This is a genomic window from Terriglobales bacterium, from assembly GCA_035561515.1.
In the GTDB taxonomy this organism is placed as follows: Bacteria; Acidobacteriota; Terriglobia; order Terriglobales; family Acidobacteriaceae; genus DATMXP01.
In genome coordinates, this window is the sequence record DATMXP010000018.1 from 24,775 (window position 1) to 51,670 (window position 26,896).

Here is a 26,896-nt window from a genome sequence, read left to right on the forward strand (position 1 = left end):
TTCACGCAGCCCGGTTGACCCCCGTGTACATGGGCGAAGTCCTACCTCTCGGAGAGAGGGATTCCATTCGAAGATCGTGACGTTAGCAGTGACCCGCAAGCTGTCGAGGATTTAATCTACAAGTATCAGAGCCGTTCGACGCCCACATTAGTCATCGGCGAAGAGGTAATGATCGGATTTGACCCTGAAAGACTCGACCAGCTTATCGCCGAGACATAATCATCCCGTCCGCGGATACCTGTTCATCGCGGCCGCCACTATTTGCTGGGCGATTTCCGCCACTCTTGGCCGTGCGGCATTCACAGGCAAGCTGTTTGGTTCAGGTCAGGCGCTTGCTCCCATCGACCCATTGATCCTGGCGCAAAGCAGGACGACCATTTCCTTCCTGGTGCTGGCCCCAATTCTGCTGGCATTTCGTGGCCGTTCCGCATTGGCCATGCCGAGAAAAGACTTCTTACGAGTGATGTTGGTGGGAGTGGTCGGTGTGGCTGCTTCCAACTACTTCTACTATCTCGCGATCCAGCGGACGAATGTTGCGACAGCGATCATTCTGCAATACACAGCGCCTGTGTGGGTGTTGCTGTACATGGTGGCTCGTGGCCTGCAACGCGCGAGTTTACAGAAGATCGTTTCCATAGGCGTGGCACTTCTGGGCACTGCGCTTGTGATAGACGTCTTTACCGGCGATGGCTTAAGGACAGACAGGCTGGGTGTTACAGCGGCTATGCTGGCATCGCTTTCTTTTGCGTTCTACAACGTCTTCGGCGGCAACGTGGTGCAGAAACATGATCGCTGGAAGGTCGTGCTGTACGTCTTTCTCGGAGCCGCTGCATTCTGGGCCATTGTGAATCCTCCGTGGCGCATCATCGCGGCCCATTACTCATCGCAACAATGGGTGTTCCTGTTTGTGTTTGCCGTGATGTCGATTCTGCTTCCGTTCTCTTTTTACTTTGCAGGACTCCAGCATCTCGATCCTACGCGGGCAATCGTCACCAGCTGCCTCGAACCGGTGTTCTCCATCATCATCGCTGCGGTAACCTTGGGCGAAGTGTTAGGCCCGATGCAGATCATCGGAATGACGCTGGTGCTGGGGGCAACGCTGATCGTTCAGATGCCGGATCGAAAGGGAAGCGCGGTAATCGTTGAGCCGATGGAGTGAGCGGCTAGTTCCACATGATCTTCAGCTTGCGCAGGGCCACCTTCGCAACCTGGTAATCGGGATTTTCCGCAAGCGCCTTCTCGTAGCACTCTGCCGCCTTGTCCCAACGGTGCATGCGCTCGTAGATCCGCCCCATGTTGAACCACGGATAACAATAGGAATCGTAGCGGGGGGCACGCGTGGCTTTCTCCAGCCAGTCAAGTGATTCAGCGAGTTTGCCCTGCTCGATGAGGTAGGCGCCGATGTCGTTGTAGGGATTACCGAAGTCGGGATCGACGCGGATTGCTTGCTTGCATTCGGAGATCGCGGTGTCGTAATCGCCCAGGAACGAATAGCTCCAGCCACGGAAGGTATACGCCTCGGCCGTTGGGTAAGCTTCAATCGACCGGGTATACAGCTCAATGGCGCGCTCGTACTCGCCCTTCATCTGGAGGGCATAGCCCTGCCGGAAGAACTGGACCGCAGCATCGCGTTGATCGGACCCTTGCATATGATGGATTTAGCAGAATCTTATCCAGACGAAATGTGAAGCGCAACCTCCGAAATGACATGCTCCGCCCCCTGTGTCATGCTGGTAAGAACGTGAGGATCAAACGCGCGTTTCTCGCCGCTTTTTTGTTGGTTGGCATGGCCTTGGGCCAGCAGCCACAGCCGTCAGAGCCCCAGCAACAACCTGCCGAACAAACTGAACACCGCATTAGTCCCGAAGAGGCCGACAAGCTCTTCAAGGCTGTCGATGAAATCCTGAAATTTGCCAGCGAACGTACTGGCCTACCGATCAAGCATCCGGTCAAAAGAAAGCTCACGAGCCGGGCTGAAGTAGAACAATTCTTTCTGAAGGCCTTCAAAGAAGACGAGTCTGCCCAGCGCCTGCAACAGGCGGAACTCGTGCTCAAGAAGTTCGGTCTAATCCCGCGCGACTCATCGCTCGGTGGTACCCTCCTGGCTCTCTACACGGAGTCGGTGGCGGGTTACTACGATCCGAAGACAAAAACTGTTTACCTGCTCGATTGGCTCGATGTGGAATCGCAAAAGCCGGTGCTCGCCCATGAATTGACTCACGCGCTTCAGGATCAGAACTTCGATCTCCAGAAGTACTTCAAGCAGGCTAAGCCGAAAAACGGCGAGTACGACGTCACTACCAGCGAGTCCCTATCAGCCCGTGTAGCGGTGATGGAAGGTCAGGCGGCAGCGACGATGATTGACTACCTCCTTGAGCCTCGTGGCCTTACGCTCGCGTCCAGTCCGGATATCGCCAGGGCGGTTCAGTCGGGCATGCTGTCGGAATCCGAGGCGCCCATCTTTGGTCACGCTCCGCTGTACCTGCGGGAAGATTTGAAGTTCCCGTACACCTATGGCCTGAACTTTGTTCTTTCGTTGATGAAGAAGTCCACCTCCGAGGCATTCACAACGCCCTTCAAAAATCCACCTGCCACCACTCGGCAGATTATGGAGCCGGAGACCTACGAAGAAGGCGAGGCAGTGCCGCCATTGCCCGTGCCGGATCTCGACAAAGTTCTCGGAAAGGAATGGCAGCGCTTTGACGTGGATTGTGTTGGCCAGTTCGATGTTTTGGTGCTTGCCCAGGAATATGGCCGCACTGCGGAACAGGCTCGAAGGCTCGCTACCTCATGGCGCAACAGTTATTACTACGCTGCCGGCAAACGTGGTGTTAAGCCGTCAAAGACAGAAGACATCGGGCTACTGTACGTCTCGAAATGGAGTTCGGCGGAGGCGGCAAATCACTTCGCGGATGTTTATGCCGGAGCGGTGGGCATCCGGTACAAAAACATCGCGCCGGTCGAAAACGAGCCAGGACACTGGAAGTCGGAAGAGGGCGACATCTTCATCGAGCGGCAGGGAGACTACGTCTTGATCACGGAGAGCTTCCCTCCGGAGATTTCGAAGAAAGTTCGCTCGGCTGCGTTGGAACGTTTGCAGCTTCCCAAGCAGTAGCCCTCAGTGTCGCTTTTGTATAATCGCGGGTTCCCCTTCAAAGAACTTTTCAGGAGAAGGTTTTGTCCCAAGCAGAAATAGGAATTATCGGTGGCAGCGGTTTATATAGCATGCCGGGCTTTTCAGACGTACGTGAGGTAAAGCTCGAAACTCCCTTTGGCGATCCGTCAGACGCTTACATCCTCGGTACTCTAGAGGGCCGCAAAGTTGCCTTCCTCGCGCGGCATGGACGTGGACATCGCCTGATGCCGACCGAGTTGAACTTCCGGGCCAACATCATGGGTATGAAGATGCTCGGGGTGGAGCGCATCGTTTCTCTTTCTGCTGTCGGATCATTGAAGCAGGAGCACAAGCCTACCGATTTCGTGATTCCCGATCAGTTCATCGACCGTACTTTCGCCCGTGTTTCCACGTTTTTCGGCGATGGCATTGTCGCGCACGTGGGATTCGGAGATCCGGTCTGCCATGAGGTGCAACAGGTCATCAATCATGCATGCCGCGAGGCCAGCGTCGTCTCGAAGATGAACGGCACGTACGTGTGCATGGAAGGTCCGCAGTTTTCAACCAAAGCCGAGTCAAACCTGTATCGCAGTTGGGGAGCCGACGTAATCGGCATGACCAACCTTCAGGAGGCGAAACTGGCGCGCGAGGCGGAGATTTGCTACTCAACACTCGCGATGGTTACCGACTATGACTGCTGGCATCCGGAGCACGACTCCGTCACGGTGGAACAGATCGTCGCCGTGCTGCACAAGAATGCAGAGAATGCCTGTAACGTGGTTCGCCATGCAGTGAGGGGAATGCCCGCCACAAAATCGTGCAAATGCGATCAGGCACTGGCGACGGCGATTCTCACGGATCGCAGCAAAGTGCCGGCAGCTACGCTGAAAAAGCTCAACCCGATTCTCGGCAAATACTTCGGACAAAAGGCGGGCGCATAGATGTCGATTCTGGTTGTCGGTTCAGTTGCATACGATTCCATCAAGACTCCGTTCGGCTCCGTCGAGCGCGAACTGGGCGGTTCCGCCACACACTTCAGCCTCGCCGCCAGCTTCTTCACGGATGTCCGTGTTGTCGGCGTGGTTGGTGACGATTTCGGTCCTGATCAGGAAGCTGTATTCCAAAAGCGCAAAATCGATACCCGCGGCATTGAGCGGGCGGACGGGAAGACTTTTTATTGGTCAGGCGAGTATGGCGAGAACCCCAACGAAGCCAAGACGATTTTCACGCACTTGAACGTTTTCGAGAAATTCCAGCCGAAGATTCCCACCGAGTATCTGAAAACCGATTTCCTGTTCCTGGGAAATATCCATCCGTCATTGCAGTCGGATGTGCGTCGCCAGATGAACGGGTCGAAACTCGTCGGCGGCGACACCATGAACCTGTGGATCGACATCACCCGGCCCGAGTTGACCGAAACGCTGAAGGGCATCGACATCCTTCTCATCAACGACGGCGAAGCGAAGATGCTTGCCAAAGACGGCAGCGTTCCTCGCGCAGCGCAAAAGGTACTGGCGATGGGGCCGAAGGCTCTCGTCATCAAGCACGGTGAGTACGGAGCGACTGTGTTCTTCCGCGAAGGCGCATTCGGCATCGGACGACACCCGTTCCGTGCGCCAACCCTGCCACTGGAGCAGGTGAAGGACCCCACAGGCGCTGGCGATTCGTTCGCCGGAGGCTTTATGGGATACATTGCGTCGCAGGGAGAGATCAACCGTGAGACGCTGAAACGCGCCATGTTCTACGGCGGCGTGATGGGCTCCTTCGCCGTGGAAGACTTCGGTACCCGCCGTCTGCAGCGCGTAACGAGAGATGAAATCGAAGAACGCTTCCAGATTTTCCGTGAGTTAACACACCTTGAGTAGTTCCGAAGATACGGCATCACGTGTACGGGAACTGCCGCTCACTATCGAAGCGGAAGCCCCCCGTGCACGTGAACGCCGCTGGCCGGACTACCTCCTCCTGACGTTCATCGCGATTGTTTGCAGCCTCACCGCCTTCCTCTACTACTGGCACACGGGCGAACTGTTGCTGTATGGGGATGCCGTAGCGCACCTGAATATCGGACGTCGAGTTCTGGACTCGCGCCTGCCGGGATTGTTTCAGTTTGGTACTGTATGGCTGCCCTTGCCGCACCTGCTGATGCAGCCATTCATCTGGTCAACCTGGATGTGGAAGACCGGTTTAGCTGGATCGATTCCGTCCATGTTTGCGTTTGTCGCCGGAGTTGTTGGCATCTTCCGCCTTGTTCGACATGGCATGGCGTCCATTCCAAATAACGAACATGCATCACGCGTGTCTGCCTGGTTTGCCGCCATGGTCTGCGCGCTTAACCCCAACCTCCTTTATCTGCAAGCGACGGCGATGACCGAGTCCATCTACTTGGCGGCATTCGTATGGGCGACGGTGTTTCTGTCGGAGTTTCGCTTGCACTTGCTTCAGGGGAACGATCCCCAGGCCCAAAGAAGTCTGGTAGGGACCGGCTTCTTTCTTTTGCTGGGAATCATGACGCGCTACGACGGATGGTTTACGGCTGTCGTCTACGCCATCGTTGCGTTACTTCTCCTGATCTCAGCCAGTCGTCAAAGCGGACTTGAGCCGCTTCATTTCATTCACGAACGTTCCTGGCGCCGGGCGTTGATCGCGTTCATCATCCTTCTGGCGATATTTCCCATAGGTTGGTTCTGGTTCAACAAAAAGGAATTCAAGGACCCGCTGGCATTCGTGCGGGGGCCTTACTCGGCTCGAGGGATTGAGGCGAGAACACGGCAGGCCGGACAGCCGCACCATCCGGGATGGAATGCGCCCTCAGTCGGTGCCACTTACTTTGTGAAGTCGGCCAAACTCAACATGGCGACCACCGAACGATCAGAAAGGATCTGGATTTATGCCGCCGTGCTCGGATCGGTTTTCGTGCTGGGTTTCATTCGTCCTCTGAGTGCCTGGCTTCTCCTCTGGATTCCCGTGCCGTTTTACGCCATCTCCATCGCTTGGGGTGGAGTACCCATCTTCATGCCAGTTTGGTGGCCGTTCTCCTATTACAACGTGCGCTATGGCACCCAACTGCTTCCGGCTTTTGCCGCATTCGGCGCGGTTCTGCTGTTCCTCTTCCTGCGCCGATTCCGGTCCAGAAAAATCAAGCTGGCGTTCATTGTGGCGGGGTTCCTATTTGTCCTGACCAGTTATGTGAACGTTTGGCGCGCAGTCCCGATCTGCCTTCAGGAGGCACGTGTTAATTCGCGGGATCGTATCGTGCTGGAAAAACAACTGTCTGCCTATCTCCCGACTCTCCCAACTGACTCCACCATCCTGATGTTTATCGGTCAGCACGGCGGAGCCCTCCAGAGCATCGGTTTCCCGTTGAAGCGCACCATCAACGAATGTCAGAAGCGCATTTGGGGATCGGCGCTCTTCAGTCCGGCCCGGATGGCCGATTTCGTGATCGCCACCGACGGAGATCCCGTTTCCAATGCGATCAAGGCAAATCCGGAAGGTCTACAAAAGATCGCCGAGTTTACAGCGCCCCGCCAAAGTTCCATTTCGGTCTATCGGTCAAGCCTTCACCAGTGATCTAAAACCACACTCGGAAGCCGAAGGGCTCTGCGTTACAATCCGCTGCAATGGATCTGCTCAAACAGCTCTGGGAACACTATGGTCCGCAAACCGAGCTGGCCTATTTCACCGCCCAGACCATGTTGCGACTGGTGCTTGCGGCGTTTCTCGGCGGCGCCATCGGACTGGAGCGTGAGATTCACCGGAAGCCGGCCGGTCTTCGAACGAACATGTTCATCTGCTTCGGTTCGGCGATGTTCACGATCCTCTCGTACAAGCTGGCTGGGGAGTTCACCGGCGACCACACCCGCATAGCGGCGCAGATTATCCCTGGCATCGGATTCATTGGCGCCGGCTCGATTTTGCACGCGCGCGGCAATGTTAGCGGTCTCACCACCGCGGCTACCATATTCGTCGTTGCGTCCATCGGAATGGCGTGCGGCGGCGGCCTCTATATCCCGGCAATTTTCGCTACCGTGGTTCTCGTACTCGCGCTATCGGTACTCGGTCTACTGGAGAAGCGCTTCAACCTGAAGGATGTGACGATGATCTACGAAATGCGTGGACAGTTGGCGGATGAGATCATCGCGGCAGTCAACGGCGTGCTCGAAGACGATCGCAAGATCATGGAGAGCGTGCAGATCGGGCGGTCCAACGGACACTTCCGAGTGCAGTTCACTATCCATGGCACCTACCAGGAACATCAGTCAATCTTGAAGAAATTAAAAGTCGTGCCTCAAGCGGAAAGCGTGGAGTGTCTTGGCATCACTGACCACGAATAACATGGCCATCCTCCCATTTGTAAAAGCTACCGCGTGTGGCAACGACTTCCTCATCATCGACGGCCAAATTGCTCCGTCAGAACAGCTGCACGCGATTACACGTTCGATTTGCGACCGCCACAACGGCGTTGGCGCCGACGGCGTTGAGTGGCTGTTCAAGTCCGATAAAGCTGACCTGTACGCCCGCCTGATCAACTCCGACGGCTCTGACGCGGAGGTTTCCGGCAACGGTACGCGCTGCGTGGCAGCCTGGTACGCCCACGAGCACGGCGCAAAGGAAGTTCGGATCCTGACCGATGCTGGAATAAAAACCTGCACCCTGACTGCTCGGGACGATATGACATTTCAATTCCGTAGCGATATGGGCGTACCCGAAATCGCAGGCGAAGAGACGATCCAGACCACCTCCGGAACACATCGAGGTCTGAGACTGTCTGTAGGAAACCCCCAGTTCATCGTTTTCGTCGACGAATTCACGCCGGACTGGCCGAAGCTCGGCGCCGAGCTCGAGCACCATCCAGTATTTCCAAACCGCACGAATGTCGAATTCGTGAAGATCACCGGACGAAACGAGATCGAGATCCGCATATTCGAACGGGGGGCAGGCGAAACCCAGTCCTCTGGCACTGGATCGTGCGCATCAGCCGTGGCGGCCGTTCACACCGGACGCGTGCAGTCACCAGTGAAAGTTGTTTCTCCGGGTGGACCACAGACCGTCGAATGGAACGAGCGGATTGCCCTGACCGGGCCCGCGAAGATCCTGTGTAAGGGTGAGTACTACCTCTGAAGTCGTGCAGGGATGACCTGATACTATGGCTCCAATGCCAACCTCCCGCGACATCCTGAAGCCCCCGCCCCTCCGTCGCGGAGACACCATCGGCATCGTCTCACCTGCTTCCAACATTCAATCGGAAGCGCTTCAGGCGGGCGTCACGCACTTGCAGCAACTCGGTTACAAAGTCGTTCTGGGTGAGAGCGTTTTGCGGCAGGACCTTTACTTCGCCGGATCGCATGAGGAACGGGCTCGCGACCTGATGCGCATGTTTGAAGCCCCCGATGTACGTGCGATCTTGTGCGCTCGGGGTGGCTACGGCGCTAACTATCTGCTGCCGTTGATTGACGTCGATGTGATCCGGCGCAACCCCAAACTGCTGATCGGCTATAGCGACCTTACCTGTCTTTTGACTTGGCTCACCGACGAGACTGGCCTCGTCACATTCCATGGCCCCATGGCCGCCAAGGACTTTGCCCACGAAGATGGCGTCGAACTCGAGTCTTGGTTCGCAATCACAGAAGGGAAGAGCCTGTTCCAGCGCCGTGGCCTGGAGACACTGATATCGGGCGAAGCTGAAGGTCAACTTTATGGAGGCTGCCTCAGTATCCTCGCCGCATCATTGGGGACTCCGTACGAATTCGAGACCGGAGATACCCTCCTGTTCCTCGAAGACATTGGCACCAAGCCATACCAGATCGACCGCATGCTCATGCAGATGAAGTATGCGGGTAAGTTTGACGGCGTTCGGGGTATCGTGTTCGGTCAAATGGTCGATTGCATTCAGCCCGGTGGACAGGATTACACCCTGCAAGAAGTCATCCTGCGGATCCTTGGTGATCTCGATATTCCCATCGCCTTCGGGCTGCCGTCGGGTCATGTTCCCTCAGGTAATGTGACTTTGCCTTTTGGTGTTCGCGCCCGATTGCAGGCCGACGAAATTTCCGCCACACTCACTATTCTGGAATCGGCAGTTTGCTCGACGACTTCTGCCGCGCACTGAAGGAATGAACTCCAAACACATACATCTCATTGGCATCTGTGGCACGGCAATGGCATCGTTGGCCGGAATGCTGAAAATACGCGGATTTCACGTAACCGGCTCCGACGCCGCGGCGTATCCGCCCATGTCTGATTTTCTCGCGGAACTTGGCATCCCCGTGGCCCAGCCTTTTGCGGAAAAGAATCTCGAACCCGCTCCCGACCTCGTCATCATTGGCAATGCAATTTCCCGTGGCAACGTTGAACTCGAATACGTGCTCGACCGCCGTATTCCGTTCCAATCTCTGCCGCATTTGCTCCATGACGAATTCCTCGCGAAACACGATGTCATCGCGATCGCCGGTACCCACGGCAAAACCACAACCACCTCAATGGTCTCGTGGATCTTCCACGTTGCTGGCCAGGATCCGTCGTTCCTGATTGGCGGAATCGCCGAGAACTTCCAGAGCAGTTTCCGGGTGTCGAAGGGCAAGAACTTCATCATCGAAGCCGACGAATATGACACCGCGTTCTTCGACAAAGGCCCCAAGTTTCTTCACTACTTTCCGGATTCCGTGATCCTGACCTCCGTCGAGTTTGATCACGCTGACATCTACAAAGACCTCGACGCAGTGAAGATCGCCTTCAAGCGACTTGTGAACCTGGTTCCGCGTCGTGGACGGCTGCTCGCCTGGGACGGTAGCGCCAACGTCGATGAATGCATTGCGAAGGCCTTCTGCACGGTAGAGCGCTATGGGTTTCACAAGAACTCAACCTGGCGTGTCACCGACGTTTCCTACGAACCGGAGCGCACTGCCTGGCAGGTGCTTCGCAACGACGAACCCTGGGCCGAATTTGAGTTCGCACTTGCCGGTGAGTACAACGTCCTGAACGCAACAGCTGCCACAGCCATGGCTGCCGGATACGGCATTCCCGTCGAAAAGATAGCCGAAGCTTTGCGCACGTTTGAAAGCGTGAAGCGCCGCCTCGAAGTCCGCGACGAAGTATACGGCATCACCATCATCGACGATTTCGCCCACCATCCAACCGCGATCTCTCAAACGTTACAAGCCCTGCGGACGCGCTACAACGGACGTCGCCTTTGGGCCATACTTGAGCCTCGCTCCAACACCCTCCGCCGCAACGTATTTCAACGTGAACTTGTGGAGGCGCTGAGCCTCGCCGACCGCGTCGTAATTGCCGCCATTTTCAAGCCTGAGGCCATTCCAGAACATGAGCGGCTGCATCCCGAAGATGTGATCAGAGATCTGAACAGCAACGGCAAACCGGCACGTGTACTCGCAAATGCCGACGAGATTGTCGCAACCATAGCGCCAGAACTGCTGCCTGGAGATGTCGTTGCCATCCTTTCCAATGGCGGATTCGGTTCCATTTATGAGAAGCTTCCTGCTCGCATTCGAACTCTCAACGAGGTGAAAACGTCCGCTTGAAACGGCTGCTCGCGGCTGTAGTCATTCTGTTTGTTTCAGTCGCATCGGATGCGCAGGCACCCTGTCCGGCGCACCTCAACAACGGACAGGTCGGATCGTCCCTTTGGAAGTACGACATCACGCTCGCCGATGCTCCGCATCAATTACTTCGCATTCGCATGTCGATCGCCCCAACGTCTCCCTCGCTGCGCGTGCAACTACCCGTTTGGAACGCTACTTATCAGGTGCGCGATTTTGCTGAGCATGTGAATTGGCTACGTGCTACGACTGCGGAAGGTCAGCCAGTTTCCGTACACAAACTCGACAAGACCACATGGTCTGTCCCGAACGCAGTATCGATTGAGTACGAAATCCTTGCGTCCGAGCCGGGGCCCTTCGGTACCGAATTCACATCCGCGCACGCGTTCCTCAACCTGGCGCAGGTGCTGATTTATCCAGTGGCTGCTACCAATCAGCTCGTTCAGGTCTATTTCGCGAATGTCCCCAACGACTGGAAGGTCGCAACCGCGCTCAACACTCAATCAGATTCCGGCTACTGCGCAGAAAATTACGATCGGCTCGTCGATTCACCAGTTGAAATCAGCCAGCACAAACAAATCGAGTTCCGTTCCGCGGATGGTAGTTTCAGCGTCGTCATTCACGCCGAACACGGCGACTACGACTTGAATCTCGTGAGAGACACGCTGATCAAAGTCACAGCAGCGGAAATCGACTGGATGGACGATCGCCCATTCGATCGATTCACGTTCATTTACCATTTTCCTCGGTTTCCCGGTCGTGGCGGAATGGAGCACGCGTATTCCACTGCCATCGAGATCAGTGCCGGGCGGCTTCAACAAGAGCCCTCATCTTTATTTGGAGTGAGTGCCCACGAGTTCTTTCATCTCTGGAATGTCAAGCGGATCCGCTCGCAAGCCTTGGAACCGATCGACTACACCCGCGAAAACTACAGTCGGTCGCTTTGGTTCCTTGAGGGCGTGACCAGCACCGTGGGCGAATACATGCTCGTCCGCGCCGGACTCATCGATTCGCGTACATTTCTGGAACGCCTCGCTTCTGAGATTCGGCAGCTGGAAATCCGCCCGGCAAAGAAGACGCAGTCGGTCGAAGAATCGAGCCTGGACGCTTGGCTTGAAAAATATCCCTACTACCGTACTGCGGAACGAAGTGTCTCCTATTACGACAAAGGGCAGATTGTAGGTGTTCTGCTCGACCTGGAAATGCGACGAGTCACCAACGGGCGCAAGTCTCTCCGGGACCTCTTTCACTACCTGAACCTGCAATACCCTAAGCAAGGGAAGTACTTTGACGACACCGATGGGATTCGCTCTGCAGTAGAGGCCGTAACGGGCGTTGACTTCAGCGGATTCTTCCGCCGCTACGTCTCGGGAACTGACGACATCTCCTACAACACTTTCTTCCGCACCGTGGGGCTGACGCTGCAGCAGTCAGCCGTGAAGGTCGCTGATCCTGGTTTTACGGCTTCGACCAATTTCGGACCGAACCCCGTAATTACTTCAGTAGCACCTGGTAGTGAAGCCGCGCGTGCCTCTCTTCAAGCAGGCGATGTGATTCTCGCCGTTAACGGAGCCGATCCTGAAGCGCGTATCGAAGACCAGATTGCCGCGATGAAGCCCGACAGCACGCTTCGACTGAAGGTTTCGGCAAAGGACAAAGTCCGGGAAGTTACATTCAAACTCGGCACCAAACAGGACGTGTACTTCTCCTTCGAGGACGTTCCGAACATCACTGACGCTCAGCGTGCCGCCCGGGCCGCATGGATGCGCGGAGACAGCCTTCCTGCGGAGGAACGATAGCGATCATGCGCAGTCTCCTCACGCTTATCTGGTACACGATCATGGTTCCCCTTGATGCGCTGTGGGCGTTTCCATGGACCTTCATCAGTGGTCGAATCGATGCACTCTATCGGTCCGCCATGTGGATCGCGCTCGTCGGCATTCGCCTCGCCGGAATTCGGTGGAAGACCGTTGGTTACGATCAGTTGGACCTTTCGCGCAACTACATCTTCATGTCCAACCACGTGTCGAACCTCGACCCGCCGCTGCTGATTCCGCTACTGCCTCATCGAGTTACCGTTCTGGTGAAGAAGGAGTTGTTCAAAATTCCGATCTTCGGAAAGGCCATGCGTATGGGAGACTTCGTTCCCATCGATCGCCGCAATCGCGACGCCGCTGTTGCCAGTGTCAGGGAAGCAGAGACGACCGTTCGCCGTGGACTGCACATGGTGGTTTTCCCCGAAGGCACGCGGTCACGAGACGGGCGCTTGCTGCCTTTTAAGAAAGGGCCTTTCTATCTCGCGCTCGAAACCGGTGTTCCGATTGTGCCCATCACGCTTGTGGGATCCGAGACTCTGTTGCCAAAGGGCAAGATTCTGGCGAAACCCGGAGTTGTCACCGTTGTTTTCCATCAGCCAGTCGATCCGCAACACTATCCCGATCGTGACGAGCTGATGCAAAAGGTTCGTGACGACATCGCCAGTGCTCTTCCGCCTGACCGTCGTGGATAGCTTTCGGTCACATCACTGAGTGACAGATGTGACCCGCCTCACAGCATGCCTTTTAGCCGCTCTGGGATACTCCGAAAGTCCGGCCCGACTAGAGAGGAAGACGTGAGTTCCAGCACGGCAACAAAACCAGCGGTGGCAGCGCCGATCCGCATACCCCGCACCACAACCTTGCTGTTCGCGTTTACGTCGTTCCTCAGCGCGTTCCTGCTGTTTCAGGTTCAGTTAATCGTAAGCAAGCACATCCTTCCTTGGTTCGGAGGCTCGGCTGCCGTCTGGACCACGAGCATGCTGGTGTTCCAGGTACTGCTGTTGGGAGGGTACTTCTACTCGCACACGGTGTCCGCGCGGCTCTCCGCTGAGGTGCAAACCAAAGTCCACGTCGGACTCCTGGGACTTTCGTTTCTAGCAGTGGCTGTGCTCTCATTCGTTTGGCCGTCGGCGATCACACCCGGAAACACCTGGCGACCCATGCCGAGCGATAGCCCAGCCGCCAGCGTTGCGCTCATCATCCTTCTCGCGGCCGGACTCCCATACTTCGTACTCTCTACCACCGGACCGCTTCTGCAATCGTGGTTCGGGCGCCTCGTCGGCGACGCAAGAACCTATCGCCTGTACTCCGTATCCAACATGGGTTCGCTCCTTGGACTGCTGAGCTTCCCATTTTTGTTTGAGCCGATGTTACGGTTGAAACTCCAAGGGCAGATTTGGGCGGTGTTGTTCTGCAGCTTTACGGTCGCCTGCGCGTACTGTGCATTGAAGGCACGTTCGGCAGAATCAGCCCAATGGAAGATCGCAACTGATACGAATTCGTTCGCGGCCAGTTCCCCATGGCTTCCCGTGCTCTGGTTCCTTCTAGCCGCATGCGCCTCGGCACTCCTGCTGGCGACCACGAATCTCATTTGCGAGGAGATCATCACCGTCCCGCTTTTGTGGGTCTTCCCACTGGCGATCTACCTGCTTTCCTTCATTCTCTGTTTCGATCACCCTCGCTGGTACAAGCGCGCCATATTTCAGCCGCTCTTCGTCATCTCGTTGTTCCTAACTTGTGCGGCGTTGATTTACGAGCAGGTTTCCGCACGGCTGATTACCGTGCCCGTGCTACTTTTTTCGGCGTGCATGGTCTGCCACGGCGAGCTTGTAAGACTCAAGCCGAATGTGCAGAAACTGACTTCGTTCTACTTGGCGGTATCAGCCGGGGGAGCAGCAGGGGGAGTTTTTGTCGGGATCATTGCGCCGCATATCTTCAATTCGTTCGCGGAATTCCAGTTGGTACTGGCCCTTACGGTCATCCTCGTCCTGCTGACCCTTTACCGCGATGAGAGCTCCTGGATTTTCCGCACCGAACCGTGGATTCCAGTCCTCGTCATCGTCGGAACCGTTCTCGTCGCGCTCGCTTCGACTAAATGGATTCCCGGCATCGTTCCGGGCCTTGAAACAATCCGTTTCTATCCGTTGACTCTCTTGCTCGGCATCATCACCGTCATGGGTGCGGTGGTTTTACGCGGCTCGTTCACGGCCCGTCGCGGTTTTCGCTTTGTCCAGATCCCGATGATTGTGATTGCCATAGCCGCGATGGCCACGCTTTATTTGAGTGCGCAACCAAAGCCCGGACTCTTCTCCAGCACGCGCAACTTCTACGGCGTGGTGCGCGTATTGAAAACCCCCGGTATAACCCAGATTGTGCATGGACAAACCATCCATGGCGCGCAACTTGATCCACCTCTTGACCGGACTCCTATCGCGTACTATGGGGCGAGCAGTGGAGTTTCCATCGTTCTTAGGAATCATCCAAGTCGCGGTATCGGACAGGGTAATTTGCGTATCGGCGTTGTTGGCCTTGGTGCAGGAGCACTCGCTGGGTATGCTCATTTTGGCGACACAATCCGTTATTACGAGATCAATCCCGATGTAGTGAAGCTCTCCACGGGAGATCGCCCGGTCTTCACCTTCATCCGCAATTCACAGGCTTCCATCACCACCGTCTTGGGCGACGCACGCCTTTCTATGGAGCTCGAGGCGGCCTCCGGTCGGCAGCAGCAATTCGACATGCTGGTGTTGGACGCCTTCGCCGGCGACGCCATTCCCGTGCACCTTCTAACCAAGGAAGCGTTCGACACCTACTGGAAGCACTTGAATCCCGAGACTGGTGTGATCGCAGTCCACATCACCAGCCGTCACGTGAACCTTGTCCCTGTGGTGAAGGGGGCGGCGGAGTATTTCCATGCTCCCTCATTGCTGACGTTCAACAGGGGAAATGGCTACGTGTTCGATAGCCTATGGTTCCTGATGTCGCGCAACCCGGACTTGCTTACAATCCCCGAACTCAACAACGTGAAAGTCGAGTACGTGCACAACGTAGGCCCACGCCTCTGGACCGACGATTACAGCGATATCTTCCGCCTGCTGTATTAGCAGGTATCGAAGGGAGCCCTAGAACCCCTTCTTCTCGATCATCCTCGCTGTCAGCACCACGCCGTCGCGCCCATCCTGCAGCTTGATAGGAAAGACCAGCACATTCCATGTCCACCGTGCGCTTTTGGTTGGCAGGTGAGGCAGTCCGCGGAATCCGCGGTCGATGTACGTTTCGCGCGTATCCGCTACCGTCTTGATGACCTCGCGCCAGTTCTCGCCCAGTTCGGGGAACTGCTCGAAGATGTTCTTTCCAACAAACCAGCCCCGCTTCTTGTCGAAGAATGCAGCGAAGTAGTCGTTCACGTATTGCAGGACTCCGTCGCGATCCATAATCTCCATCACGACATCCTCGCCCATGCACACGCTGATCCGCGAGTAGTAGAAGTCTCTCGCATCCACCACGACCGGCTTGCCTCGCTTCTTGTTCTCGAAAGAACGCAGAGCGCCAAGCAGATCGTCCACCGAACTGTATCCCTTCAGCAGATGCATGTCAGCGATCCCGCCGAAGCGCCGCTCCAGTGTGGCCGACATGATGATGATCGGCACCTCCGGGCGTTTTCTGCGCAAGGAATCCGCGACTTCCGTTCCGAACTTTCCTGCGCCAAGGTGGTAATCGAGTACCGCGATATCGATGTCGTGCAGCTTCGTCTCTGCTTCCTCGATCGTCGACGATGTTGTTACGTCGTACCCATTACGGCGCAGGATCGTCGCACTGAGAACCAGGTGGTCTTCCAGGTCATCCAGCAGGAGCACCCGTATCGGCTTACCGTCAACAATGGATGTGATCTTCTCTGACATGAATCACTACCGGCTCTTTTCTTCGATGCTCCCAACCCGCCGTTCGAGTTCCCGAATCGTCTTGTTTAATTCCGGAAGCTTGTTGAAAACTGCCACGCTTTTTGCCCACTGGCGGGATTCAATCGACGGATACCCACTCATAATCTTACCGGCTTCGATATCCGACGGCACTCCAGATTGCGCCGTCACAACCACGTTATCTCCAATCGTACAGTGCCCCGCGACGCCCACCTGTCCCGCGAGTATCACGTTGTTCTTCACTACCGTCGATCCCGCCAGTCCTACCTGCGCGCAAAGCATCGTGTGCTGGCCCACTTCGCATCCATGACCGACCTGCACCAGGTTGTCAATCTTCGTGTCGCGCCCAATGCGTGTCTCGCCAATGCTGGCCCGATCGACGCAGGCATTTGCCTGAACCTCCACGTCGTCTTCCAGCACCGCCGGACCTGACTGCACGATCTTCTCCCAGTCGCCCTTCTCGTTTCGGGCGAAACCAAATCCGTCTGAGCCCACCACCGCACCATTTTGCAGCACCACGTTGTCGCCCAGGCGGCAGTATTCGCGGACCATTGAATGCGCATGCGCAAAGAAGTTCTTTCCTATCTTCACTCCCGGATAGATCACCACGTGGGGTAGGAGTACCGCGTTGTCGCCGATCTCGACGTCATCTCCAACCACTACATAAGGGCCAATGTGCACATTTTTTCCGAGCTTCGCCGATTCGCTGATCACCGCCGTCCGATGCACTCCCGGAGCATGCGCCGGAGGTCGGTAGAAGAGCGTGATCGCCCGTGCGAACGCCAGGTACGGATCCTTGATGCGCAGCGTCGCAGCGGCAATCTCCGGAAAATCGGTCGTTACAATTACCGCCGAAGCCTTCGTCGTCTTCGCCGCCGACGCATACTTAACGTTTGCGACAAATGTCAGGTGTCCCGCTTCCGCTTCTTCGATACCCGCGACTCCCGCGATTTCGCAGTCCACACCGCGTAGTTCAGCGCCAAGTTTTTGTGCAATCTCAGAGAGTTTCACAGCGGAGATTGTAATTGAGCGGACGCCCTATTCCGTGAACATTGGGACCTGCCGCGTATCCACCGGTTTCTCCGCCGCTTTCCGGCGACGCGATGCCGGTCCACCGATCACCGCCAGCACAGTGAAGGCCGTCAGGGCAGTTCGCGGTACGAAGATTCGCTGCGTATTCGAACGCGTATCGGGAGGGTTGATCATGTACCCGTCGGGCATCACTTGGGTCAGGTCGTTCGGCATCATGCCTTCCATCACGTCGTTGTCCTTGAACCGCAATCGCACCCACAATCCCTCCGTTCGCGGACGGGTCGTAAAGGTCTTCCGGTTAAGCTCTTCCGCGTCCCCGAAATCGCGCACGAAATAGACGCATTTCACGTCTTTGAGCTCCAGCGCCATCAGGGTGCCCGCCGTGTTCAATATCTCGAGCTTGCCGTCGTTCAAGAACTGGCTGGAAACAAAGCCGTTCACCGAGTCCCGGTCGAGTTTTCGGACTGTGACCTTCTTGTGGGTTGATGACATGATTCCACTTGCGATTTTCCCACTTTTTACCGCAGCGCACAGGAAAGAGTGCGGAGAGGTAGCCAAAATGTGAACGATGTGGTATTTTTTGCTGTTTGCTGCCGGATTGCGGTACCTGTAAGTCTATTCTTTCGTGATGCTTAGGAAGATTTCCACAGGCCCACCGGGGACCCCGGGCAGCACTCCGCGGTACTGCCAGCGGTGGCGCTAAGCTGCATCGTTTCAGCAACTTACGCCGACTATTCACCCGCTGGATCAGGTGTCAGGAGGGAAGTGGCCGACTACATATACACCTTGGAAACCCGGCTGTCGCCGGACCAGATGAAAGCCGTAAACCTGGTTCAGGATGTCGCCCGGGCTCATGAGATGAACATTTACGTCACGGGCGGTACCGTCCGTGACCTGCTCACCGGGTTTCCCATCCGAGACCTCGACTTCACCGTTGAGGGGAATCCTCACAAGTTACAGAAAGACCTCGAGAAACACGGCGTCCGTATGGAGCACTGGGACGAGGATTACCGTCTCCTGCGCGTTCTTTTCCCCGGAAATGTCCGGGGCGAGATCGATATGGCCCACACCGAGCGCTTCGACAAGACCGGCAAGCCTCCGGTGGTTACGCCTGCTGGAATCAGCGAGGACCTCCGACGTCGCGACTTTACCGTCAATGCCATGGCGTTGTCCTTGAATCCCGGCTCACGGGGGCTGTTCCTCGATCCAACCAATGGTGCTGCCGATGTGGAGGGCAAACTCATCCGGGTCCTTCACAATTATGCTTTCTTGGAAGACCCGTCTCGGCTCATTCGCGCCACACGCTTTGCGGCGCGTTGGCACGAGTGGCAACTCGAAGAGCGCACCAGGGCCCGTTACGATTCCGCGAAAGAAAACAACTACATCGAGTACTTGCAGGATCGCACCCGGGGCATGGAGATCGCTCAGATCGCTCTCTCCGACGATCCGCTCAACGTCATGAAAGCCCTCGAAAGAGAGGGCTGGCTCGAAGTCCTGAATCCTCATTGGACTTCCGCCAAAGTTGACCAGAACGGATTGCAACAGCTCCTACGGGTCAAACAGCAACTCTGGGAAATTGGAGTCGAAGTCGATGCAGCTCCGGCCGTGATGTATTTCCTCACCAGTAAACTGGCCGACAAGGACATTCACGACATCCAGAAGCGCTTCCCGATCCGCAGTCTCGTCGAGAACTGGAAGAGCCTCGAAGACGATGCCAAGGAACTCGCAAAACGCCTGAGCGGGAAGGAAGCTGCAACTGCGTCGATGACCTGGAAACTGCTCGCTTCGGCGAAGCCGGAAGATCTCCTTTTTCTGGCTGCCACCGTCAAGCAGCAAAACGTCTCCGAAAAGATCAAGAACTACTTCGGAAAGTGGCGTCAGTTCCAGCAGAAGTTCCCGCTTCCCGAAATGGTGGAGCTCCAGATCACTCCGTCCATGCCGAGTTACCGCAAGATTGTGGACGATGCTTTTCTCATGATGCTCGACGGGAAGCTGCGTACGCACTCGGAAATCATGAAGCACTTCAAGCCGCTTGCTCCTCCGCCCCCGCCTCCGCCCCCGGCTCCGAAACGGGGACGTGCAGCGAAAGCGGAAGCCGCAGCTGCTGGTGCGGGTGCGCATGCTGGCAAAAAAGGAGCTGCTGCGGAGTCAGTTACCACCGCAGCCGCGCCGAAGGCCGAGGCTGCTCCCGAGAAGGGTAAGAAGAGCAAATCCGCCGAGAAAAAGGAAGTCAAGGCAGAAGCCAAGCCTGCGAAGGAAACGGCCAAGGCGACCGCAAAAGCACCTGCGAAGCCCGCGCCGAAGAAAGCGGCCAAACCCGCACCCAAGCCCAAAGCAGCGAAGAAGCCTGCTCCGAAGCCGGCCAAGAAAGCTTCTACTAAAAAGAAGGCAAAACGCTAGCAGGCAAATAGGGTAGGACTTCAGCCGGGCCGTGAGGCCCGGTTTTATTTCGACTGCGAATCGAGGGTCCGATTGCGAATCTGTGTCATCGTCACCGCGCTCGTTTTCTCTGTGTCGCTCCTGTCTTGCTCCAGGAAGAATGCCGACGTTCCCGCTCCAGCCACCTCCGAAGCTACTGTCAGCGAGGAGCCCACCTCAGTCGAACTCGACATTACCCCCGAAGGCAAACAAACCGACGATCATTGGCGTTATCGCGCCACGTACACGAAGAACGGTCAAACCGCCAAGTTCATCATCGACATGAAAGTGTCCAATTCCAACGCTGACCAGGTTCCCGGTCGCGGGGATTTCAAGATCAAGTCCGGTCGCGGTAGCTTCGTTGCTGATCCAACCTCGCAGAATGCAGCGCTCTTGGACGATCTGAAGCAGGCGCTCATGGCGACCACAATGCCGTCGCACAAGATTCGCGTAAGGGAACTGCCATTCGAGTTCGTCTCGTTGGGCGAGAACTTGACGCGCGATCGTAACGGCGGATTAGCCGATACCAATCAGGGAAAATGGGTTGGCGCGAAGATTTTCCTTGGCGCCGGCGACGACGAGAGCGAAGTCTTTTTCAACTTCGAGAAGGGCGGAGGCAAAGCCGAATTCTCCCTCAAAGATGAGGAATACGGAAACGGCGTTCTGAATGAGTTAGCGAAGGTTCTGTGAAGGATATATCGGAAATAATGAGGCGCAGCACGGGGGCTGCGCCTCGCCGGTCGGCTATTTAGGTTGACTCGCTTGCGGTGGTGCTGCGGGCTTTATCTGCCGGAACCCGATCTCCTCCGGTGCTGGCAGGTTCGCCCGGCCGCGTTCGTTCAGTTCATTAATTTTCTTCTGGATGGATTGCGTCAGAACGTCATACCGCACCGTCACGTTCCCGAGCCAGTACGGATGGTTCTCCCGCAGCCATTGCGCTGAATACATGTCTTTCACGTACGTTACCGAGTCGCGCAACGATTGCAGGCGGGCGTTCATCCCGTTGATCTCGTTGAGTTCACGGCCAACGCGCTTGCCGGCTGTTGAATTCGCATAGGCAGTCGCGTAGTAATCGCCGATCTCCTGCATCATCTGTACCTTCAAGCCCAGTGCGTCGAGACGATACCCTCCCAGCAGCAGCGGGTCGATGGTGTCATTGTGGATGCGAGCCTTGTCGCGATTCTTGTACAGCAGATCGAGCGCTTCTTCCGCTGAAAGACGGACGTCGCGCACCACGGGCAGTGCCTTTGACGAATAATCGGCCCAGGCCTGTCCGAAAGGATCCATCCAGTAAGCAGTGTCGTGCGCGTTGCGAATGCCCGCCTTTTTAAGCAGGTTGTGCGTCTCCGTCAACTTCTTCAGCGCATTGTGGAAGCTGTGGTCCTGCGCGTTGCGGTAAAACGCCCAGTCATACGAGTTGGCAAACTGGTCGAGTGAGCACTCGCCCTGCTGCCATGAACAGGCCGCACCCAGCACCAGCGGAGACCACGTCATGCCGAACAGCGCTTCACCGTCGTCCATCCACGTGGTGTTCAGCATTCCCATCGCGCCGTACTTCTGGCCGTCGCGAACGAAATTGCGGATGTTCACGTACGCTTCGTCGAGGTCCGGAAAGATCAGGTTCCAGTTGTTGGCACCCGGTGCGACGAACAGGTCAAGCCCCGCATCCTTGTACGGCTTCAGTTCTTCGTCAAAGTTTGGCCGCGCGTCGTACTTCCACGCCACCGCGATCACGTCCTTCGGAAGGATCTTCAGCAGTTCGGGATAGTGCATCGCGATGTCGCCCCAGAACATGAGCCGCTTGTTATAGGGCTTCATCATCTCGGCGACCTTCTGAAGGTGTTCCAGGTACACGCGCCCAAGTCCGACTTCTTCCGTACGTGCTTTCGTCTGTCCGAGCCCTAGTTCGAACGTCTCATCAGCACCGATGTGGAACAGTGGTCCGGGGAAAAGCGGCACCAGTTGCGCGTACATGCTCTTGATGAAGTCATAGGACTTCGGATTCGTGGGCGTTAGCACGTGTCCGTGCGGACGCTCCGCCATGTCCGTGTAGAGCTCCCATTTCAGCGCATGGTGCAGGTGGCCGAAGGCCTGTTGCTCCGGCAATATCGTCACGTGGTACTGCCCCGCATACTCCACGAGTTCCTTCACCATCGCCGGCGTAATACCCGCGCCTTTAGGTGCGATTATCGGCTGCTCCGGGAAGTCGAACACGTGCTCCATATACAGGGAGAACAGGTTGATCTTGTATTCCGAGAGCGTGCGGATCACCTTCTTCATGTACGCCATCGTCGGGATCGGCCCACGGCTGATGTCGTAATGCACGCCTCGCCACTGCATCGTCGGCCAGTCTTTGACGGTGACCGCCGGTACGGCCAGTTTTTTGCCCTCGGGCATCAGTAGTTGCCGCAGAGTCTGAACTCCGTAGAAGGTGCCGGAGTCACCTTTCCCGGCCACGGTGATGCGCCCGGACGTTACTGTGATCAGATACGCTTCGTCCGTATCAGCATGGAATTCCTTGTCGCCGAGCTTTGGATCGCTGAGTCGTGTCAGCCGAATCGAGTTGGCCGGGGCCACAGCCGCAGTGACAACGCGCGGCTTTTTGCCGGTAACCGACTCGATTTCTTCAGCCAGCATTTCGGCCGCAATCTTGTCGCTTTTGGCGTGTTTCGGGCTCAAGATGATGCTCGTCGTGCCCGATACAACAAACTGGCCCTTAGCTTTGTCCACCTGGCGTGGATAGGGGATGAGCTTTAGCTCGTCCTGCGCAACCGCAAAGGTGCCAAGCAGGACGAACGCACACAGCAGGCTTGTACGCAACGATTTCAAATGAGTCATCTCTTTTTTTCTTATTGCCCGTAGGCGATGCGAGACTAGCGAGATGAAAATGCCGTGTCAAATTTGTAAACGCTCGCGACAGGCCCGGATAGCCGGGATTTGTGATGAACATCACAGGCGGAAGTGATAACGTCCACTGAGACGCGCCCTATCCCTCAGGCAACCTGAATACGTCTTTATAATTAAGTTTCCCATCCTGAGTGGCACATGCGGAGTGTTGAGAGGACAGGTGGGAAATCACTTATGCCGCTATTTTGGCTTCGAATATCGTTTCTGTTCTACTCGGTAGGGCTGCTGTACGCCCTTTCTGCGGTCAGCCGGCCCTGTACCTGGCTACAGAAATACGTAATCCCGATCGTAGGCGTCGGGATGGTTTTCCACGTAGTCTCGCTGGCCGAAACCGCGATGATCACCGGGCACCTGAGCCTGACGCGGATGTCCGTCTACGACTCCGAATCTTTGCTCGCCTTCCTGATCCTTACGGTCTTCATGATCGTCTATGCCAAGTACAAGACGATCGCGCCGGGGATCTTCGTCTTCCCACTTGCATTCCTGATGACCTTCGCCGCCGCCATGGGCCAGCAACCGGTGGTCTTCACCTCCGAGGTGATGCGCAGCGGTTGGCTGTTCGCGCATATCGCCACGATCTTTACCGGCTACGCGGCTCTGTTCCTGAGCTTCGCAGCCAGCTTGCTTTACATCGTCCAGGAAAAAACCCTGAAGTCGAAGCAGCCCAGCAACCTGATGGGAAGGTTGCCGGCGCTGCAGGTCATCGATGACATCGGCTACAAGTCGCTGATGCTTGGTTTTCCATTCATGACCTTCGGCCTGATCTGCGGTGCTGTCATCGCGCAGTCTCAGTTCGGACCGCAGTGGTTCACCGATCCCAAGGTTGTGCTTTCGCTGTTGATGTGGGCCGTATACATGGTGCTGCTGTACACGCGCTGGAACAGCGGATGGCGGGGACGCCGTGCCGCTTACCTCGCGACGTTTGCTTTCCTTACAGCAATCGGGGCATGGGCGGCCAACTTCTTCAGTTCGGTACATAGGTTTGTCGCGCCATGAACTTGCAGCTCATCGGATTGAATCATCGGTCGGCCCCCGTGGAAGTTCGGGAGCGCTTCGCCGTGCCCGAGAAGAGTCTGCCCGAAGCGCTGCAATCACTCGTGAAGTATCCCGGAATCAGCGAAGGCCTTATCGTTTCCACCTGCAACCGGGTGGAAGTTCTCGCCGGATTGCAAAACGGCTCCTGCGACGTCCGCGGTTTCCTGAGCCAGTTTTTCAATATGGATCGCGCGGAACTCGAGAAGTACACCTACGAGTTCCGCGAAAAAGATGCGATCAAGCATCTGTTCCGCGTCACCGCCAGTCTCGATTCGATGGTTGTCGGGGAGCCCCAGATCCTCGGGCAGGTGAAGGAAGCATACGCCGTCGCACGAGCTGTAGGCTCTGTCCATTCTGAACTGGACGCGCTGCTTACCCGTTCGTTCGCCGTTGCCAAAAAGGTTCGGAACGAAACCGCTATCGCCACGTCCGCGGTCTCTGTTGCTTCGGTAGCAGTCGAACTGGCCCAGAAGATCTTCGGCAAGCTCGACGGAAAGAGCGTCTACCTCGTTGGCGCCGGAAAAATGTGCGAACTCGCCGCGCGTCACCTGATTGCCAACGGCGCTGGCACTATCTTCGTCGCCAATCGTACCTACGACCGCGCCGTGAAGCTGGCCGCCAAGTTCGAAGGTAAGGCCATTCACTTCGAGGAACTCTACGCAACCGCCGACAAGGCCGATATCGTCATCACCTCGACCGGCGCGCCGCATGCCATCTTCCGCAAGGAGCATGGCGAGCAGTTCATGGCCAAGCGGCGGAACCGCCCAATGTTCTTCATCGACATCGCCGTTCCGCGTGACGTTGATCCGGCGATGAACGACGTTGACGGCGTGTTCGTCTACGACATCGACGACCTTCAGCAGGTTGTTTCGTCGCACATCTCCGACCGCAAGAAGGAAGCTGTCCGCGCGGAGGAGATCGTTGCGTTCGAGGTCGATCGCTTCCACGAGAAGCTTCAGGCGCACGATGTAGTTCCGACCATTCTGTCGCTTCAGGAGTACCTGGAGAACATTCGCCAGGCCGAGATCGACCGGCATCGCGCGCGCTTCGGTGACGTTACGCCGCAACAGGAAGCCGCGATCGACGCCATGACCAAGGCGATGATCAACAAGATCATGCACACGCCGATCGTGACGCTGAAGACAGCCGCCAAGGGGCCCGAAGCAGCGACGGTAGTAGATTTGATCCGCAGGGTTTTCAACCTGCCGGAAAAACCGCAAGCGAAGAGCGCAGGCGGGAACGGAGACGAAAACTGATGGCCCGCCTGAGAATTGGTTCCCGCGGTTCACAACTCGCCTTGTGGCAGGCGAACCACATTTCATCGCTGTTGCGTGAACGTGGTCACGAAGTCGAAATCGAAATCATCAAGACCACCGGAGATAAGATCCTCGACGTCGCGCTCGCCAAGGTCGGCACCAAGGGCATGTTCACCAAGGAAATCGAGGAGGCGCTGCTCGAAGGCCGCGTCGATCTCGCCGTCCACAGCCTGAAGGACCTGCCGACCGAATTGGCTCCCGAGTTCGAGGTGGCGGCCATCACCGTTCGCGAGAACCCGCGCGACGCGTTCTTGAGCCGCCACTTCACCAGCATTAACGAGCTGCCGCAGAAGGCACGCGTTGGAACCAGCAGCCTTCGTCGCCAGGCGCAACTGAAGGCCATGCGTCCGGACCTCGAAATCCATCCGCTGCGCGGCAACGTCGATACCCGCATTCGCAAGATGGAAGAGGGCCAGTATGACGCGATTATCCTCGCCTCAGCCGGACTAAATCGCCTCGGCCTTACGCGCTGGATCCGCGAAGTTATTCCCGCGGACGTGATGTGTCCGGCAGCAGGACAGGGCGCGCTCGGAATCGAAATCCGCAAGGGCGATGCTGAAACCCTGAAGCACCTTGAATTCCTGAACGACCGTCCAACGCGATTGGCCGTCATGGCCGAACGGGCGTTGCTCAACGAACTCGGCGGCGGGTGCCAAGTCCCGATCGGCGCTCATGCCGAAGTCACCGGCGACGACATCAAGCTGATGGGCGTGGTTGCGCGTCCGGATGGCACACTCGTGCTGCGAGATACCCGTTTCGGCGGCGATCCCGTCAGGCTCGGCGAGGAACTCGGCAAGTCGCTTCTCGAGCGCGGCGGTCGCGACATCCTGAAAGAGGTCTATGGCGAAACGGCAGTGGCTCCAGCGCAGCCGTAGTTTTTCGTGCATTTTCCAGTTTCGTTGTTTATCCTTAAATGGAGCGGAGGGCTGATACCCTCCGCTTTCGTTTTCATAGAAAGCTTATGAGCTTACAAGGCAAGCGTGTCATCGTGAGTCGTGCGAAAGAACAGGCGGGATCCCTCTCGAACCTTTTGCAGGAGAAGGGTGCTGAAGTCCTGGAGATCCCGTTCATTGAGATTCATCCGGCGCAGTCGTATGAAGCATTGGATAAGGCGATCGAGAACCTGCTCGCCTACGACTGGCTGATCCTGACCAGCGTGAACGGCGTCAGCGCGCTGTTTTCGCGACTGGAGAAGCAGGGCAAGTCTGAGGCCGACTTGCTGCATTTGAAGATCGTCGCCATCGGACCGGCGACGCGGAAGGCAATCGAGAAGCACGGTATTCCTGTCGACATCATGCCGAAGGAATACGTCGCCGAAGCTGTGGTGGAAGAGATGCGCGGGCAGGTGAAGGGCGAACGCGTCCTGCTGGTCCGGGCGAAGGTAGCTCGCGACGTGATCCCGAACGCGCTTCGCGACCTTGGTGCCAAGGTGCACGTGATGGAAGCATACGAGACGATCGTGCCGGAAACGTCGCGGACAGCGATCATGGAAGCGTTGAAGTCGACGCACAAACCGTGGGCGATCACGTTCACCAGTTCCTCGACGGTCAAAAATTTCGTTGAACTCGTCGGAGAAGAGAATGCCCATTCCAATCTCCTGGACGGAGTGAAGCTGGCATCGATTGGGCCGGTGACCTCGGGCACCCTGCGCGAACTGGGGCTTCGGGTGGACATTGAGGCGAAAGAGTACACGATTCCCGGGCTCGTGGAAGCGATGGCCAAGGCGCACTAGGGAGTAACCTGGTGCGCAATACCGGCGGGTACGGCCGGAAAAACCCAT

General features: G+C 56.7%; 23 protein-coding genes. 18 read left to right on the forward strand and 5 right to left on the reverse strand.

The annotated features are described in order from the left end of the window. Positions 1-178: 178 nt before the first annotated feature. Complete coding sequence (locus tag VN577_06870; protein ID HWR14532.1) at positions 179-1,159, forward strand: DMT family transporter; 981 nt, start codon at positions 179-181, stop codon at positions 1,157-1,159. Positions 1,160-1,163: 4 nt separating this feature from the next. Here VN577_06870 and VN577_06875 read toward each other — a convergent pair whose 3' ends face one another. Beyond that, entirely contained in the window at positions 1,164-1,649 is a 486-nt protein-coding gene (locus VN577_06875; protein HWR14533.1) for a tetratricopeptide repeat protein, read from the reverse strand. A 59-nt stretch (positions 1,650-1,708) separates the two neighbouring features. On the opposite strand from VN577_06875, the gene VN577_06880 reads away from it, so the two are divergent. The 11 genes from VN577_06880 (at position 1,709) to VN577_06930 (ending at position 15,592) form a co-directional block, all read left to right on the forward strand. Then, positions 1,709-3,115, forward strand: coding sequence for a hypothetical protein (locus VN577_06880; GenBank protein HWR14534.1), 1,407 nt, complete (start codon positions 1,709-1,711; stop codon positions 3,113-3,115). A gap of 62 nt (positions 3,116-3,177) precedes the next feature. After that, entirely contained in the window at positions 3,178-4,056 is an 879-nt protein-coding gene (locus tag VN577_06885) for an S-methyl-5'-thioadenosine phosphorylase (protein ID HWR14535.1), read from the forward strand. Next, positions 4,057-4,980 (forward strand): PfkB family carbohydrate kinase, encoded by a 924-nt coding sequence (locus tag VN577_06890; GenBank protein ID HWR14536.1) that lies wholly within the window; start codon positions 4,057-4,059, stop codon positions 4,978-4,980. Beyond that, positions 4,973-6,685 carry a hypothetical protein gene (locus VN577_06895; GenBank protein ID HWR14537.1) on the forward strand — a complete coding sequence of 571 codons (1,713 nt, stop codon included), beginning with the start codon at positions 4,973-4,975 and terminating at the stop codon, positions 6,683-6,685. The genes VN577_06890 and VN577_06895 overlap by 8 nt, the downstream gene beginning before the upstream one ends. A 50-nt stretch (positions 6,686-6,735) precedes the next feature. Next, positions 6,736-7,449, forward strand: coding sequence for an MgtC/SapB family protein (locus tag VN577_06900; GenBank protein HWR14538.1), 714 nt, complete (start codon positions 6,736-6,738; stop codon positions 7,447-7,449). After that, positions 7,427-8,236, forward strand: a complete 810-nt coding sequence (gene dapF / locus VN577_06905) for a diaminopimelate epimerase (GenBank protein ID HWR14539.1) — start codon at positions 7,427-7,429, stop codon at positions 8,234-8,236. Before VN577_06900 ends, dapF begins: the two co-directional genes overlap by 23 nt. A 25-nt stretch (positions 8,237-8,261) precedes the next feature. Then, positions 8,262-9,224, forward strand: coding sequence for an LD-carboxypeptidase (locus VN577_06910; protein HWR14540.1), 963 nt, complete (start codon positions 8,262-8,264; stop codon positions 9,222-9,224). 4 nt (positions 9,225-9,228) lie between these two features. Continuing rightward, a complete protein-coding gene (gene mpl / locus VN577_06915) occupies positions 9,229-10,653 on the forward strand; it encodes a UDP-N-acetylmuramate:L-alanyl-gamma-D-glutamyl-meso-diaminopimelate ligase (protein HWR14541.1) in 1,425 nt (474 codons plus the stop codon). Further along, positions 10,650-12,470 (forward strand): PDZ domain-containing protein, encoded by a 1,821-nt coding sequence (locus tag VN577_06920; GenBank protein HWR14542.1) that lies wholly within the window; start codon positions 10,650-10,652, stop codon positions 12,468-12,470. The genes mpl and VN577_06920 overlap by 4 nt, the downstream gene beginning before the upstream one ends. A gap of 5 nt (positions 12,471-12,475) precedes the next feature. Next, the gene (locus tag VN577_06925; GenBank protein ID HWR14543.1) at positions 12,476-13,180 is read left to right on the forward strand and encodes a lysophospholipid acyltransferase family protein; all 705 of its coding nucleotides are present in this window, start codon (positions 12,476-12,478) and stop codon (positions 13,178-13,180) included. 102 nt (positions 13,181-13,282) lie between these two features. Further along, positions 13,283-15,592 carry a hypothetical protein gene (locus tag VN577_06930; protein HWR14544.1) on the forward strand — a complete coding sequence of 770 codons (2,310 nt, stop codon included), beginning with the start codon at positions 13,283-13,285 and terminating at the stop codon, positions 15,590-15,592. Between the two features lie 18 nt (positions 15,593-15,610). Here the strand turns inward: VN577_06930 and VN577_06935 are convergent, their stop codons facing one another. The 3 genes from VN577_06935 to VN577_06945 are packed head-to-tail and all read right to left on the reverse strand — an operon-like array spanning position 15,611 to position 17,932. After that, complete coding sequence (locus tag VN577_06935) at positions 15,611-16,390, reverse strand: response regulator (GenBank protein HWR14545.1); 780 nt, start codon at positions 16,388-16,390, stop codon at positions 15,611-15,613. Positions 16,391-16,396: 6 nt separating this feature from the next. Continuing rightward, a complete protein-coding gene (gene lpxD, locus VN577_06940) occupies positions 16,397-17,419 on the reverse strand; it encodes a UDP-3-O-(3-hydroxymyristoyl)glucosamine N-acyltransferase (protein HWR14546.1) in 1,023 nt (340 codons plus the stop codon). 27 nt (positions 17,420-17,446) lie between these two features. Continuing rightward, positions 17,447-17,932, reverse strand: coding sequence for a hypothetical protein (locus VN577_06945; GenBank protein HWR14547.1), 486 nt, complete (start codon positions 17,930-17,932; stop codon positions 17,447-17,449). A 273-nt stretch (positions 17,933-18,205) separates the two neighbouring features. On the opposite strand from VN577_06945, the gene VN577_06950 reads away from it, so the two are divergent. Both VN577_06950 and VN577_06955 read left to right on the forward strand, forming a co-directional pair. Then, positions 18,206-19,840, forward strand: a complete 1,635-nt coding sequence (locus tag VN577_06950; protein HWR14548.1) for a hypothetical protein — start codon at positions 18,206-18,208, stop codon at positions 19,838-19,840. Between the two features lie 72 nt (positions 19,841-19,912). Then, the gene (locus VN577_06955) at positions 19,913-20,548 is read left to right on the forward strand and encodes a hypothetical protein (GenBank protein ID HWR14549.1); all 636 of its coding nucleotides are present in this window, start codon (positions 19,913-19,915) and stop codon (positions 20,546-20,548) included. A gap of 54 nt (positions 20,549-20,602) precedes the next feature. Here the strand turns inward: VN577_06955 and VN577_06960 are convergent, their stop codons facing one another. Beyond that, on the reverse strand, positions 20,603-22,696 hold the full coding sequence (locus VN577_06960) for a beta-N-acetylhexosaminidase (GenBank protein ID HWR14550.1): 2,094 nt from the start codon (positions 22,694-22,696) through the stop codon (positions 20,603-20,605). Between the two features lie 243 nt (positions 22,697-22,939). Here VN577_06960 and ccsA point away from each other — a divergent pair, with 243 nt between their 5' ends. The 4 genes from ccsA (at position 22,940) to VN577_06980 (ending at position 26,848) form a co-directional block, all read left to right on the forward strand. Continuing rightward, positions 22,940-23,761 (forward strand): cytochrome c biogenesis protein CcsA, encoded by an 822-nt coding sequence (gene ccsA, locus VN577_06965; protein HWR14551.1) that lies wholly within the window; start codon positions 22,940-22,942, stop codon positions 23,759-23,761. Continuing rightward, on the forward strand, positions 23,758-25,056 hold the full coding sequence (gene hemA / locus VN577_06970) for a glutamyl-tRNA reductase (GenBank protein HWR14552.1): 1,299 nt from the start codon (positions 23,758-23,760) through the stop codon (positions 25,054-25,056). The genes ccsA and hemA overlap by 4 nt, the downstream gene beginning before the upstream one ends. Next, entirely contained in the window at positions 25,056-25,991 is a 936-nt protein-coding gene (hemC, locus tag VN577_06975) for a hydroxymethylbilane synthase (protein HWR14553.1), read from the forward strand. Before hemA ends, hemC begins: the two co-directional genes overlap by 1 nt. Positions 25,992-26,077: 86 nt before the next feature. Continuing rightward, complete coding sequence (locus VN577_06980; GenBank protein ID HWR14554.1) at positions 26,078-26,848, forward strand: uroporphyrinogen-III synthase; 771 nt, start codon at positions 26,078-26,080, stop codon at positions 26,846-26,848. Positions 26,849-26,896: the final 48 nt, after the last annotated feature.

Excerpts from the sequence above, each read along its gene's own strand:
- VN577_06875 (HWR14533.1), bottom strand. The coding sequence starts at position 1,649 with ATGCAAGGGTCCGATCAACGCGATGCTGCGGTCCAGTTCTTCCGGCAG.
- VN577_06880 (HWR14534.1), top strand. The coding sequence starts at position 1,709 with ATGCTCCGCCCCCTGTGTCATGCTGGTAAGAACGTGAGGATCAAACGC.
- VN577_06890 (HWR14536.1), top strand. The coding sequence starts at position 4,057 with ATGTCGATTCTGGTTGTCGGTTCAGTTGCATACGATTCCATCAAGACT.
- VN577_06900 (HWR14538.1), top strand. The coding sequence starts at position 6,736 with ATGGATCTGCTCAAACAGCTCTGGGAACACTATGGTCCGCAAACCGAG.
- VN577_06910 (HWR14540.1), top strand. The coding sequence starts at position 8,262 with ATGGCTCCAATGCCAACCTCCCGCGACATCCTGAAGCCCCCGCCCCTC.
- mpl (HWR14541.1), top strand. The coding sequence starts at position 9,229 with ATGAACTCCAAACACATACATCTCATTGGCATCTGTGGCACGGCAATG.
- VN577_06925 (HWR14543.1), top strand. The coding sequence starts at position 12,476 with ATGCGCAGTCTCCTCACGCTTATCTGGTACACGATCATGGTTCCCCTT.
- VN577_06935 (HWR14545.1), bottom strand. The coding sequence starts at position 16,390 with ATGTCAGAGAAGATCACATCCATTGTTGACGGTAAGCCGATACGGGTG.
- VN577_06945 (HWR14547.1), bottom strand. The coding sequence starts at position 17,932 with ATGTCATCAACCCACAAGAAGGTCACAGTCCGAAAACTCGACCGGGAC.
- VN577_06960 (HWR14550.1), bottom strand. The coding sequence starts at position 22,696 with ATGACTCATTTGAAATCGTTGCGTACAAGCCTGCTGTGTGCGTTCGTC.
- ccsA (HWR14551.1), top strand. The coding sequence starts at position 22,940 with ATGCCGCTATTTTGGCTTCGAATATCGTTTCTGTTCTACTCGGTAGGG.
- hemA (HWR14552.1), top strand. The coding sequence starts at position 23,758 with ATGAACTTGCAGCTCATCGGATTGAATCATCGGTCGGCCCCCGTGGAA.
- hemC (HWR14553.1), top strand. The coding sequence starts at position 25,056 with ATGGCCCGCCTGAGAATTGGTTCCCGCGGTTCACAACTCGCCTTGTGG.
- VN577_06980 (HWR14554.1), top strand. The coding sequence starts at position 26,078 with ATGAGCTTACAAGGCAAGCGTGTCATCGTGAGTCGTGCGAAAGAACAG.